This is a genomic window from uncultured Flavonifractor sp., from assembly GCF_944383115.1.
Taxonomy (GTDB): Bacteria; Bacillota; Clostridia; order Oscillospirales; family Oscillospiraceae; genus Flavonifractor.
This window is the reverse complement of record NZ_CALWOJ010000054.1, coordinates 1-14,207: the sequence shown is the minus strand read 5'-3', so window position 1 is coordinate 14,207 and position 14,207 is coordinate 1. Positions and strand designations below refer to the sequence as shown.

Genomic DNA, 14,207 nt, shown 5'->3' with positions numbered 1-14,207 from the left:
TCTGGTGATCCACGACATCCAGCCCAAGGACCGCAAGGCCTCCTACGCCGCCGACATCACCTACGGCACTAACAACGAGTTTGGCTTCGATTACCTGCGGGACAACATGTGCATCTACGCCACCGAGATGGTGCAGCGGGGCCACGCCTTCGCCATCGTGGATGAGGTGGACTCCATCCTCATCGACGAGGCCCGTACCCCCCTCATCATCTCCGGCCAGGGGGACAAGTCCACCCAGCTGTACACCATCGTGGACGCCTTTGTGGCCCGGCTGAAGGGTCAGCGGGTGGCCAAGGTGGACACCAAGGAGGAAGAGGACCCGGACGTGGACGCCGACTACATCGTGGATGAGAAGGCCCGCACCGTCACCCTCACCGCCCGTGGTATTGCCAAGGCTGAGCAGCAGTTCCAGATCGAGAACCTGGCCGATCCTGAGAACACCACCCTTTCCCACCACATCAACCAGGCCATCAAGGCCCGGGGCCTGATGAAGCGGGATATCGACTACGTGGTGAAGGACGGCGAGGTCATCATCGTGGACGAGTTCACCGGCCGCCTCATGTACGGCCGCCGTTATAACGAGGGCCTCCACCAGGCCATCGAGGCCAAGGAACACGTCACCGTGGCCCGGGAGTCCAAGACCCTGGCCACCATCACCTTCCAGAACTACTTCCGCCTGTATCACAAGCTCTCCGGTATGACCGGTACCGCCATGACCGAGGAGGAGGAGTTCGGCACCATCTACTCCCTGGACATCGTGGAGATCCCCACCAACAAGCCGCTGGCCCGTATTGACCATCCCGACGTGGTGTTCAAGACCGAGGCTGGCAAGTATCGGGCCATCGTCAAACAGATCGAGGAGTGCCACGCCAAGGGCCAGCCCGTGCTGGTGGGTACCATCTCCATCGAAAAGTCGGAGCAGATCTCCGAGATGCTGCGCAAGAAGGGCATCAAGCACAACGTGCTGAACGCCAAGTTCCACGAGAAGGAAGCCGAGATCGTGGCCCAGGCCGGTAAGCTGGGGGCGGTCACCGTGGCCACCAACATGGCCGGCCGTGGTACCGATATCCTACTGGGCGGTAACGCCGAGTTTTTGGCCAAGGCTGAGCTGCGAAAGGCCGGACTGAGCGACGAACTGATCGCCGAGTCCACCGGCTTTGCCGACACCGACAACCAGGAGATCCTGGAGGCCCGGAAGATGTTCACCGAGGCGGAGGCCAAGTACAAGGACGCCATCCGGGAGGAGGCCGACAAGGTACGGGAAGTGGGCGGCCTGTTCATCCTGGGCACCGAGCGCCACGAGTCCCGCCGGATTGACAACCAGCTGCGGGGCCGTGCCGGCCGTCAGGGCGACCCGGGCGAGAGCCGGTTCTTCCTCTCCCTCCAGGACGACATTATGCGTCTGTTCGGCTCCGAGCGGGTCATGGGCATGATGGACCGGCTGGGTGTGGACGAGGATATGCCCCTGGACTCCAAGATGCTCTCCAACGTCATTGAGAACGCCCAGAAGCAGGTGGAGTCCCGCAACTTCCAGACCCGTAAGACGGTACTGGAGTACGACGACGTGATGAACACCCAGCGTAAGGTCATCTATGAGCAGCGCCGCAAGGTGCTGGACGGCGAGAACCTGAAGGAGGCCGTCCAGACCATGCTCTCCACCGTCATCTCCAACGAGGTGGCGGCCCACATGGGCGAGCAGAAGCACATGGATGCCGAGAACTGGCGGGAGGTGTGCGCCCAGTTCAGAGGGCTGTTCCTCACCCCCGAGGACTACAAGTTCGACGACGAGGAGCTGCAGAAGTACGACGCCTCCCAGCTGGAGGAGCTGCTGCTGGACAAGGCCGCCCAGGTCTACAGCAAGAAGGAAGCCGAGTTGGGCGAGCCCCTCATGCGTGAGCTGGAGCGGGTGATGATGCTCCGGGTGGTGGACGAGTACTGGATGGACAACATCGACGCCATGCAGGAGCTGCGCCAGGGCATCGGCCTGCGGGCTTACGGCCAGAGCGACCCCGTGGTGGAGTACAAGCGGGAAGGCTACGAGATGTTCGAGCGCATGATCGCCGCCATCCAGGAGGAGACCCTCCGCCGGATCTTCCTGGCCCGGGTCCAGACCGGCGCCACCGTCAAGCGGGAGCGGGTGGCCAAGGTCACCGGCGAGAGCGCCGGCGCCGACGGCACCGTGAAGAAGCAGCCCGTCAAGAAGGACAAGAAGCCCGGCCGCAATGACCCCTGCCCCTGCGGCAGCGGCAAGAAGTACAAGAAATGCTGCGGGATGCACGAGGACGATTGATGATTGTCAGCGGGCGGCCATAAAGGCCGCCCCTACGATCAACGATTCCGTAGGGGCGACTCTTGTGGTCGCCCGTCCTAAATGGAGGACTCCATGAACATCATCGAACACAACAAAAATGGCCTGCTCTACCTGTCCTGCGACGGCTTTGAGGCTGCCGGCGGAGTGGCCCACGGCTTTTCCACCCGGCTGGGCGGGGTGTCGGAGGGGAAGTTTGCCTCCCTCAACCTGAGCATGAACCGGGGAGACGAGCCGGACAAAGTGGCGGAGAACTACCGCCGGTTCTGCGCCGCCATTGGCGCCGATGTGCGCCGGGTGGTGTGTTCCAGCCAGGTCCACGGGGATACGGTGCGCTGCGTCACCTCCGCCGATCTGGGCATCGGCCTGGATGAGCCGGAGCCCTGGCAGGCCGATGGCCTGGTTACCGACATCCCGGGCGTTGTCCTTACCGTCTTTACCGCCGACTGTCTGCCCATCCTCCTCTACGACCCGGTGCGCCGGGTGGTGGGGGCGGTTCACGCCGGGTGGCGGGGTACCGCCCTGGGCATTGCCGCCCGCGCGGTGGAGCGGATGGTGGACTGCTACGGCTGCGACCGGCTGGACATTCTGGCCGCCATTGGCCCCGGTATCTCCAAATGCTGCTTTGAGACCCACGAGGACGTGCCCAATGCCATGACCGAGGCCATGGGGGCCTCCGCCCTCCATTGCATCGAAGTGCTGCCCACCGGCAAGTTCCGGGTGGATCTGAAGGCCCTTAATGCCCGGCGGCTGGAGGGGGCGGGGCTGGACCCCGAGCATATCGCCGTGTCCGGCGACTGCACCGCCTGCCTGCCGGAGAAATACTGGTCCCACCGGGTCACCCACGGCGAGCGGGGCAGCCAGGCGGCAATGATCGCAATCATCTAGGGGGTATCCAATACCCCCTAGATACGAGCCTGCGTGCCGACGAAACGCCGGCGACTTGGCTCGATACCCCCGGTTTCGCGCTCGTGGCGCGGGTCGGGGTGTCTTTCCGGGAAGTGAATTCCCGGAAAGACATTTTTTATACCGCAAACAGACAAGGAGGGGCTGCCCTTGAACAAACGAACACGACGGATTCTGGCTGCTCTGGGGGCCGCCCTCTGCCTGGTTCTGGCGGGCTGCACGGGCGGGCCGGAGCCGGAGGCCACCCCCACGCCGGAACCCACCCCCACCCTTGAGCCCGCCCCAGATGGAGCGGAATTTGCGCTGGCCTGCTACCCCCAGGCCGGGTTCCACCCCATCACCGGCGGCAACCGCACCAACCTGTCTTTGGGCGGGCTGATGTACGAGGGGCTGTTTGCCCTGGATCAGCAGTTTGAGGTGAGCCAGGTGCTGTGCGACAGCTACACCACGTCGGAGGACGGACTGACCTGGACCTTTACCCTGCGCAGCGGCGTCACCTTCTCCGACGGCAGTCCCCTCACCTCGGCGGAGGTGGTCTCCTCATTGGAGAGCGCCCGTTCCAGCACCCTCTATTCCGCCCGGTTTGCCGACATCGGCGCCATTACGGCGGGGGAGGGGACGGTGACCATTACCCTCAGTCGGGCCAACGGCGCCCTCCCCGCCCTGCTGGACATCCCCATCGTCAAGGAGACCGGGGGTACCCCCCTGGGCACCGGACCCTATGTGCTGACGGGCAGCGGGAACGACCTGTCCCTCACCGCCAACCAGCGGTGGTGGCAGGGGGAGGAACTGCCGCTGGATACCATTCCTCTGTACGCCATCCAGGAGGCAGACGACCTGATCCACGCCTTTGATACCAGGCAGATCTCCCTGGTATCCACCGACCTGACCGCCACCAACGCCCTGGGCTTTTCCGGTTCCTTCGACACGGTGGACTACCCAACCTCTACCATGGTATATGTGGGCTTCAACACCGCCAGCGGCCCCTGCAGGGATGCCGGGGTACGGCAGGCCCTGCTCCGGGCCTTTGACCGGGAATCGGTATCCACCGCCCTCTTTTCCCGCCACGCCCAGCCCGCCGCCCTGCCGGTCCATCCCGGTTCCTCCCTCTACCATGCGGATCAGGCGGAGGCGCTCAGCTACTCGTCTCAGGCGGTGACCGACGCCCTCACCGCCGCCGGCTGGACCAACAACGGCAGCGGCTGGGTCAGCGGCCGGCAGGCCCTCAGCCTGGAGCTGGTGGTATCCGCCGAGAATGCCGACCGGGTGGCGGCGGCCCAGCATCTGGTCAACGGCCTCAACGATTTGGGCATCCAGGCCACCCTCACCAAACTGGACTGGGACGCCTATGTCTCCGCGCTCCAGAAGGGGAACTTTGACCTCTATCTGGGAGAGGTGCGGCTCACCGCCGACTTTGACCTCACCGCCCTCATCACCGCCGGCGGGTCCCTCAACTACGGCGGCTACAGCGATGCCGGGGCCGCCCAGCTGCTCCAGACCTACCGGGCCGCCACCGGTCAGAACCGGGATCTGGCCGCCCGGCAGTTCTTTGACCGGCTGGCGGAGGAGCCCCCCTTTGCGGTACTCTGCTTTAAAAACTGGTCGGTACTGACCCAGTGGAACACCGTTTCCGGCATGACTCCCACCCAACAAAATGTATTCTTCCAATTTTCTTACTGGGAGATCGCCCAATAAGTCCAGCGGCCCCCGCGTGATGCGGGGGCCGCTTTTATTGTCCCTTTTTCCACCCCCGGCGGGTTTCCCCCAATTCCGGCGGACAGGCCTGCTATACTGTATCCAAAAGCTGGAAAATGAAAGGGGCAAGGAGCGGGAACCATGGCACAATGGCATACATATAGCGCCAAGCAGGCGTTGGAGGAACTGAGAAGCAATCAAAACGGCCTGACCGGGGCGGAGGCTGCCCGGCGGCTGGTGACCCACGGGCCCAACAGGCTGACACAGAAAAAGGAGAAAAACCTTTTGGCCCGGCTGCTGGGCCAGCTGAAGGACCCCATGATCCTGGTGCTGCTGGCGGCGGCGGCCCTGTCCCTGTGGGCCAGCGGGGGGGAGGATTGGCTGGACGCCGCCATCATTCTGGGCATTGTGGCGGTCAACGCGGTGATCTCCCTGTCCCAGGAGGACAGCGCCCGCAAAGCCCTGGAGGCCCTGAGCCAGATGTCGGCGCCGGCGGCCCATGTCCTGCGGGACGGGACGCTGACCCGGCTGGAGGCGGACAAGCTGGTGCCCGGCGATGTAATCCGGCTGGAGGCGGGGGATCTGGTACCCGCCGACTGCCGTGTCCTGGAGGCAGCCGGCCTCCAGGCCGATGAATCCGCCATGACCGGCGAGTCCGCCCCGGTGAACAAGGGGGCCCTGGGACCCCTGCCCGCCGACACCCCCCTGGCGGAGCGGCGCAATATGCTCCTCTCCGCCACGGTGGTCACCCGGGGGCGGGCCACCTGTCTGGTGACCGCTACCGGCATGGAGACCGAGGTGGGTCACATTGCCGGGATGCTGATGGACAAAGGGGAAAGTGAAACGCCTTTACAGAAAAAGATGGGGGAGATTTCCAAGACTCTGTCCTTCCTGTGCCTGTGCGTGTGCGCGGTGATGTTCGGGGTGGGACTGCTCCAGGGCAGGGACCTGCTGGAGATGTTCCTCACCGCCGTATCTCTGGCGGTGGCCGCCATCCCTGAGGGCTTGCCCGCCATCATTTCCATTGTGCTGGCCCTGGGGGTAAGCCGCATGGCCAAGCGGCGGGCCATTGTGAAAAAGCTGCCGGCGGTAGAAACTTTGGGGTGCGCCGGGGTGATTTGCTCGGACAAGACGGGTACCCTGACCCAGAATAAAATGACGGTGGTGGACATCTGGACGCCCTCCCAGGGGGAGCGGGATCTGGCCCTCACCATCGGGGCCCTGTGCGGCGACGCCGAGCTGAGTTGGAAGGGGAAAAGCCCCGTGTGTACCGGCGATCCCACCGAGGCCGCCCTGGTGGAGGCAGCGGCCCGGGCGGGGCTGGACAAGAACGAATTGGGGGAGGAGTGGCCCAGAAAAGGGGAGATTCCCTTTGATTCGGAACGAAAACTCATGACCACCGTACATAGTAAGCCGGGCGGGGGATACCGGGTGATGGTGAAAGGCGCTCCCGATGTGCTGGCCCGCCGGTGCCGGTTGGCCGAGAGCGCCCTGCGGCGGATCACCACCCGCAACGAGGCCATGGCGGGCAAGGCTTTGCGGGTGCTGGGGGTGGCCTACAAGGATGTGGAGGTACAGCCCCGCAGTCTGGACAGCGACAGCCTGGAGCAGGGCCTCACCTTTGTGGGACTGCTGGGCATGATGGACCCGCCCCGGCCGGAGGTGCGCCGGGCGGTGGACCAGTGCTACAGGGCGGGGGTGCGGCCGGTGATGATCACCGGTGACCACAAGCTCACCGCCGTGGCGGTGGCCAAAGAGCTGGGCATCTGCCGGGCGGGGGACCGTGCTCTCACCGGGGAGGACCTGGACTTTCTGCCCCAGCCCGCCCTGGAGGAGGAAGTGGACAAATTCGCCGTATACGCCCGGGTGTCGCCGGAGCACAAGCTGCGTATCGTCCAGGCCTGGCAGGCCAGGGGGAAGGTGGTGGCCATGACCGGCGACGGCACCAACGACGCCCCCGCCCTCAAGGCCGCCAATATCGGCTGCGCCATGGGCAAGGGGGGTACCGACGTGGCCCGTGGGGCGGCGGACATGATCCTCACCGACGACAACTTCGCCACCATCGTCTCGGCGGTGGAGGAGGGGAGAGGCATCTACGCCAACATCAAAAAGGCCATCCACTACCTGCTCTCCTGCAACATCGGTGAGATTCTGACCATCGCCCTGGCCACCCTGTTTCGGTTCCCGGAGATGCCTCTGGCCCCGGTGCAGCTGCTGTGGCTCAACCTGGTCACCGACTCCCTGCCCGCCCTGGCCCTGGGGGTGGAGCCGGTGGAGCCGGGGGTGATGGACCGGCCCCCCCGGCAGGCGGGGGAGTCCCTCTTCGCCCACGGATTTGCTTACCGCCTCATCTGGCAGGGGATCATGGTGGGGGCCCTAACCCTGGCGGCCTATGTGCTGGGTGCATGGGTGCTGCCGGGCTGCTCCCTGGCGGCGGGCAACACCATGGCCTTTGCCACCCTGACCCTGTGCCAGCTCTTCCACGCCTTTGACGTGCGCAGCGAGGAGGCATCCCTTTTCCGGCTGGGAGTGACCTCCAACCCGGCCATGAACAAAGCCTTTTTGATCGGCCTTGCCATGCAGCTGGCGGTGCTGCTGGTACCCCCCCTCCAGACCGTGTTTTCCACCGTGTCCCTGTCCCCCCGGGCCTGGGGGGTGGTGGCCGGTCTGGCGGTGACACCGGTGGTGGTGTGCGAGGCGGCCAAGGCCTTCCGCCGCAGCCACAAGCCGGGCAAGCGGGTGAGCGCCGCCAAAGCGACGGCTGGACGGTAGCCCAAAATAAATCAAAATCACCCCTTGACAAAAACAAAACGGGGCGGTATACTATGCCAAACTAAATCGTCAAACCGATGAGAAAGAGGAGTAGTCCGGTATCAAGGCCTCACAGAGAGCCGCGGGTGGTGGGATCGCGGCAGGCGGCGTCCGGGTGAATGGACTTTTGAGGGCTTTGCGAAAGGGAGACCGAGTAGCGCGACGGGGACTCCGCCCGTTATCAGGGGAGCGTGTGCTGGCAGGCACGCGAAAGTGAGCGGGCGCATATTTTATATGCGTCAATCCGGGTGGCACCGCAGAGGTTTTTATCACGCCTTTGTCCCAGAGAATCTTTGGGACGAGGGCGTTTTTTCATGCCTGCCTTGCAGAAAAATTCATGCCCTCTCCCGCAAAACCAAACTTGAAGGAGTGCATGAACATGACCAAGATCCCTCACCGCCTGTACCTCACCGAAGACCAGATGCCTCAGCGTTGGTTCAACCTGCGCTCCGCCATGGCAGAGCAGCCCGACCCCATGCTCCACCCCGCCACCCTCCAGCCCCTGGGGGTGGACGATCTGGCCCCCATCTTCTGCACCGAGCTTGCCAAGCAGGAGCTGGACGGCGCCACCGAGTTTATCGACATTCCGGAGGAGATTCAGGAGGTCTACAAGATGTACCGGCCCTCCCCCCTGATCCGGGCCTACAACCTGGAGCGCGCCCTGGGCACCCCGGCCAGGATCTACTACAAGTTTGAGGGCAACAACACCTCCGGCTCTCACAAACTCAACTCCGCCGTGGCCCAGGCCTACTACGCCAAGATGCAGGGCCTCACCGGGGTCACCACCGAGACGGGAGCCGGTCAGTGGGGTACCGCCCTCAGCGAGGCCTGCTCCTACTTCGGGTTGACCTGCGACGTGTTTATGGTGAAGTGTTCCTACGAGCAAAAGCCCTTCCGCAAGGCGGTGATGGGGGTGTTTGACGCCGACGTGACCCCCTCGCCCTCCAACCTCACCGAAGTGGGCCGCAAAATCCTGGCGGAGAACCCGGGTACCACCGGCTCCCTGGGCTGCGCCATCTCCGAGGCGGTGGAGGCCGCCGTGGGCAGCGGCGGCAAGAAGCGGTATGTGCTGGGCAGCGTACTCAACCAGGTGCTGCTCCACCAGTCCATCATCGGTCTGGAGTCCAAGATCGCCATGGAGCAGCTGGGGGAGTATCCCGACGTGGTGGTGGGCTGCGCCGGCGGCGGCTCCAACCTGGGGGGCCTCATCGCCCCCTTCATGGCCGACAAGCTGAAGGGCGTGAAGAACCCCCGCATCGTGGCGGTGGAGCCCGCCTCCTGCCCCTCCCTCACCCGGGGCAAGTACGCCTACGACTTCTGCGACACCGGCAGGGTGACCCCTCTGGCCCGGATGTACACCCTGGGCTGCGGGTTCATCCCCTCCGCCAGCCACGCAGGAGGCCTGCGCTACCACGGCATGAGTCCCGTCCTGTCCAAGCTGTACCACGACGGGCATATGGAGGCGGTGGCCTATGAACAGACCCGCGTCTTTGAAGCGGCGGTACTCTTTGCCAAGCAGGAGACCATCCTGCCCGCCCCCGAGTCGGCCCACGCCATCCGGGGGGCCATTGACGAGGCCTTGAAATGTAAGGAGAGCGGTGAGGCAAAGACCATCCTCTTTGGCCTCACCGGCACCGGCTACTTCGATATGACAGCCTATGAGAATTATCTCACCGGCAAGATGACCGACCATATCCCCACCGACGAGGAACTGCAAAAGGGATTTGACTCCCTGCCCGATATCCCCCAGAACAAGGGGATCTGACAGACCCAGCCCGCCGTAAGACACTTGCGGCGGGCTTTGTATTGTAAAAAATCAAAAATATTTGCGGTTACAAACAGTATATTTTTCACAAAAGAGAAACATTTATCTTGTGTACTTGATTTTATGAGGAGAAGGGGCTACACTAGATTTGCCACAGAGAAAAGAAGGTCAAACCAAACTGTGAAAAAGCAAAATAAAATTAGGGAGTGAATAAAATGAAAAAGAGGATGCTGTCCATTGTGATGGCGCTGGCGATGGTATTATCATTGCTGCCTGCGACGGCGATGGCGGCCGGTGTCACCGATTGCTCGGGTGACGACAGCTGCAACCACCAGGCTGCCATCACAGTTGGCGAGACAACCACCCATTACGATACTCTGACTGAGGCTATTGCTGCTTCAAACAGCGGTGATACGATCATCCTGCTGAAAGACATTGACAACAGCGTGGACAAGGATGACTATTCCAAGGGTGTAAATTACTCCCTGAAGGCCGGCACCACCCTGGACGGCGACGGCCACACCCTCAGCGGCCACATCGGCGTCTATATCCCCACGGCGGGCGCCACGGTAAAGAACGTGAAGTTTGTGAATATCCACAACAACACGGTAGTGGACAAGGATACCTGTGATTACTACGGCTGGGAGAGCAAGACCGGCAACCAGAGCGCCATCTACGCCTCCGGTCTTACCGGCACTGCCACCATCACCGGCTGTACCTTTGACAACATCGACTGGGACGCCATTCAGATCACGCCCACCAAGAGTGCCAGCATTGTAATTCAAAACAACGTGTTCCAGCACACCAACACCACGGATACCCAGTTGCGCTACGTCCATATCCAGTATACGGCGGGTTTCCTGGGTGTGGCGATCAAGGAACTGACTATTACCGACAACCAGTTCTATGTCACAGAGAACCCCAAGGATTCCTTCTGTTCTGTTGGAGTATGGAAGGTCAACAAGAATACTACTACCTTGAAGCTCAATGGCAATTATCTGGAAGACCCCTCTTCCACGGAGGTTACGGTCATCGGCACGGAATATATGTTCCCGTCCCGATCCCAGGCCACGGTGGACACCGATGACTACCAGCCTGTTGCCTATGACGGCTCGGTGGTTTTTGACGACCTTCAGCAGGCGGTAGACCAAACGACGAAGTATGTCAAAATGATGGTTGACACGGCGGAGACCGCCGCCATTCCCGAGGGCAAGGAGATCTATTTTTATTCCTATGGTCATGCTGTGGGTACCATTACCAACAATGGCTCCATGCAGATCTATGGTTCGGATCTGGCCGACAGTTCCCAAATCGTGAACAACGGTACTATGTCCCTCAGTGGTAACTCCGCCACGGTCTACGACATCGAGAACAACGGTACGATCAAGATCACCAGCGGCACCACCTATGACCTGAGCAAGATCACCGGCAGCGGCACCGTCACCATCACCGGTGGCACCTTCTCCACCAAGCCGTCTGACGCCCAGCTTGCCCAGTGGTACAAGGCTGTGGAGCAGAGCGGCGAGCCCGTCACCTATAAGGTTTCCTCGATGACCATGGCGGAAAAGGTGGAGGCGGGTGTGGTGGCCACCAGCAGCAGCTCCTCCGGCAACTGCTACACCAGCGTCACCCAGGGTGTCAACGCCACGGATGAGGCCAAAACCTACCTCCAGGTGGACAGCGATGAGGATATCGTGATCCGCACGCCTTACAGCGGCGGCCGCAGCCTTTACGCCAATAAGCACAGATTCACCGGCAGCATTGTGATCCAGAAGAACTGCGACTTCCTCAATCTGCTGGGCAGCGAGTTTGATTTGAAGTATGTTTCCGGCGACCGGCTGCGCATCGGCTTTTACAGCACGTCGGCCGATGTGACCATCCAGGATGCCGACCTGGATCTGCTGGAGGTAAGCGCCTCCGGCGACTGCACTGTGACAGGGGGCAATTACGGCAGCGTGATCGCCCACACCTACTATGACAAAAAGACGGACACGCAGCCAAAATACACCGCCGAGCTCTCCATCACCGGCGGCTGCTTTGCCAGCGATACGGTCACAAGAAAGTATACTGATGTTCGCCCCGAGGGTGTGCCCGCCTCCAAAGAGGTGCCGCTGAGCGATTTCTTGCCAGAGGGTTACACCGTCGTCGAGGGCACCGGGGCCTATCCCTACCAGGTGGTGAAGGCGTCCGATACAGCCGCGGCGGTGGTGCCCGCCGCCCCCAGCGTCAGCGCGCCGGAGGGGGCTGACGACCTGAAAGCGGCTCTGGAAGCCGCTGAAGATCTGGTCACCGGCTCCGGCCTGGACGTGGCCGCCGGGACCAAGGCCAACGAGAACACCCTGACCGCTGCCAGTGAGGAAGTCACCGGCGCGCTGGAAACGGAAGGAATTGACACAACGGAAAAGACGGTCACCATCGTCATCCAGCCCTATATGGATGTCAGTATTGTGGAAGTCTCTGCGGAGGGAGAAAACAAGACCCTGAAGCTGGACATCACCCCCAGGTACAACGTGGTGGCCACCACGGCGAACCTTGGCGGCGAAAATCCGGAGGATATCATAATCGCCGGGGAGGGTGTGAATAACGCCAACGCCGCCATTGTGGAGAGGGCACTGGAGCTGACCATCACCCAGCCGGTAACCGTCACCATCCCCCTGCCCGATGGGTTTGTGACCGATGGCGGGGCCAATGTCTATGTGAAGCACACTCAGGACGGCGAGTTTGTGGCCTATCATGAAGCTATATATACTGCCGGTACAGCCGGAAACCCTGATACCCTGAGTTTCCTGAACGACAAGAGCTTCTCCACTTTCGAGGTGATTGTGGACGAGCGCAGCGCCCAGGTGACCTTCGGTGATGCCGAGCAGCCCACTACCCTGAACGCCGCCAATGTGGGTGAGGCACTGCCTGTTCCCGAAACGCCTGCCGGCCAGGTCTTTGACGGCTGGACCTTTGCGGGCATTGAGGGCACCTACAAGACCCTTACCGACGAACTGCTGGATCAGCTGAGCGCGGCCTATGCCGCCGGGTCCGGCGCCGCTATCAAAGCCACCGCGGCCTTCCACACCCCCTCCTCCGGCGGCGGTGGCGGCGGCGTGAGCAGCTATGCTATTACCGTGGAAGAGAGTGAGAACGGCGCCGTGACCGCCGACAAGAAGTCTGCGGCCGAGGATGCGGAGATCACCCTCACGGTCAAGCCCAACGAAGGTTATGTGCTGGAGAGCCTTACCGTTACCGACAAGGACGGCAAGGAGATCGCCTTGACGGATAAGGGTGAGGGCGTCTACACCTTTGCCATGCCCGCCTCCAAGGTGACCGTAAAGGCGACCTTTGCGGAGGCGCCGGTGAGCAGCGAGCTGGCCTTCACCGACGTGGACGTGGACGACTGGTTCTACGGCGCGGTGGAGTATGTCTACAACAACAAGCTGATGGACGGCACCTCCTCCACCACCTTCTCCCCCCTGATGACCACCACCCGCAGCATGATCGTGACTATCCTGTGGCGGCTGGAGGGGCAGCCCCAGGTGAACTACGCCATGACCTTCGAGGATGTGGCCGGCGACACCTGGTACACTGAGGCGGTGCGCTGGGCGGCCTCCGAGGGCATCGTCAAGGGCTACAGCGATACCGTGTTTGCTCCCGACGATATTGTGAGCCGTGAGCAGCTGGCCACCATCCTGGATCGGTACGCCCAGTACAAGGAATACGACGTGACCGCCAAGGGCGACCTGACCACCTTTGTTGACGGCGATACGGTATCCTCCTGGGCGGCCGACGGCATGACCTGGGCGGTGGGCGCTGAGCTGATCACCGGCAAGGACGGCGGCAAGCTGGATCCTACCGGCACCGCCACCCGTGCTGAGGTTGCCACCATGCTCATGCGCTTTTGTGAGAACGTAGCCAAATAAGATCCTGCGCTGAACCGGGGCCGCCGGGGCTGTAATGCCCCGGCGGCTGCTTTTTGCCCGGAATCTGTCCCCTTATGAAGGGGAAAGGGGAAATATCGTGCGTATTCCCTGTGGAAACACCTTGTATTCTCCGAAACTATACGGTATAATAATAGAACAAACGCCGCTTCGCGGCATCAATTGGAAAGGTGAGAGATCATCCAATGGAACTGAAAAATTTTGATGAAATCATCAGCCGCGTTCCCAAACTGAACGCACCCCTGCGGGTGGTACTGGCCGGCGCTGACGGCGAAAATATGCTCCAGGGCCTGTTCCAGGCCCAGCAGGAGGGGTTTGTGCAGCCCGTACTGGTGGGTGACCGCGCCCGCACCATGGTGCAGCTGGAGAAGCTGGGGTTGGAGAAGGAACCCTATACGATGGTGGACACCGCTCCCGGCCACAATGTGACCCAGGCCGCCATCGACGTGATCCACTGCGGCGAGGGCGACATCCTCATGCGCGGCAACATGCCCACCCGTGACTTCCTGATGCCTGTGCTGGACAAGAAGAACGGCCTGCGCACCGAGCGGCTCATGAGTCACGTCTCCCTGGCCTCCATCCCCGAGTACCCCAAGCTGCTGGCCCTGTCCGACATGACCATTATCGTCAATCCCAACCCCACCCAGAAGAAGGCCATCATCAAGAACACCGCCGACGCCCTCAAGGCCTTCGGCTATGAGAACCCCAAGCTGGCCCTAATGGCCCTGGTGGAGAACGTCAACTTCCATATGCCCGACACCATCGAGGCCCAGCGCCTGGTGAGCGAGCAGAAGCA

7 protein-coding genes are annotated in these 14,207 nt (G+C 62.2%); all 7 read left to right on the top strand.

What is annotated here, in order from left to right; all coding sequences use genetic code 11:
- A partial coding sequence (secA, locus tag Q0K43_RS07110; protein ID WP_297289863.1) for a preprotein translocase subunit SecA occupies window positions 1–2,290 on the top strand: 2,290 nt, incomplete at its 5' end.
- Window positions 2,291–2,383: 93 nt separating this feature from the next.
- Complete coding sequence (gene pgeF, locus Q0K43_RS07105; RefSeq protein WP_297289862.1) at window positions 2,384–3,196, top strand: peptidoglycan editing factor PgeF; 813 nt, start codon at window positions 2,384–2,386, stop codon at window positions 3,194–3,196.
- A gap of 168 nt (window positions 3,197–3,364) precedes the next feature.
- On the top strand, window positions 3,365–4,909 hold the full coding sequence (locus Q0K43_RS07100; protein ID WP_297289861.1) for an ABC transporter substrate-binding protein: 1,545 nt from the start codon (window positions 3,365–3,367) through the stop codon (window positions 4,907–4,909).
- A gap of 141 nt (window positions 4,910–5,050) precedes the next feature.
- The gene (locus Q0K43_RS07095) at window positions 5,051–7,681 is read left to right on the top strand and encodes a cation-translocating P-type ATPase (RefSeq protein WP_297289860.1); all 2,631 of its coding nucleotides are present in this window, start codon (window positions 5,051–5,053) and stop codon (window positions 7,679–7,681) included.
- Window positions 7,682–8,099: 418 nt separating this feature from the next.
- Entirely contained in the window at window positions 8,100–9,485 is a 1,386-nt protein-coding gene (locus Q0K43_RS07090) for a TrpB-like pyridoxal phosphate-dependent enzyme (protein WP_297289859.1), read from the top strand.
- A gap of 215 nt (window positions 9,486–9,700) precedes the next feature.
- Window positions 9,701–13,393 (top strand): S-layer homology domain-containing protein, encoded by a 3,693-nt coding sequence (locus Q0K43_RS07085; RefSeq protein ID WP_297289858.1) that lies wholly within the window; start codon window positions 9,701–9,703, stop codon window positions 13,391–13,393.
- Between the two features lie 203 nt (window positions 13,394–13,596).
- Window positions 13,597–14,207, top strand: a 611-nt coding sequence (locus Q0K43_RS07080) for a phosphate acyltransferase (protein ID WP_297289857.1), incomplete at its 3' end; no start/stop codon positions are given.

Coding starts and splice junctions, on each gene's coding strand:
- pgeF (WP_297289862.1), top strand. CDS start 2,384: ATGAACATCATCGAACACAACAAAAATGGCCTGCTCTACCTGTCCTGC.
- Q0K43_RS07085 (WP_297289858.1), top strand. CDS start 9,701: ATGAAAAAGAGGATGCTGTCCATTGTGATGGCGCTGGCGATGGTATTA.
- Q0K43_RS07095 (WP_297289860.1), top strand. CDS start 5,051: ATGGCACAATGGCATACATATAGCGCCAAGCAGGCGTTGGAGGAACTG.
- Q0K43_RS07090 (WP_297289859.1), top strand. CDS start 8,100: ATGACCAAGATCCCTCACCGCCTGTACCTCACCGAAGACCAGATGCCT.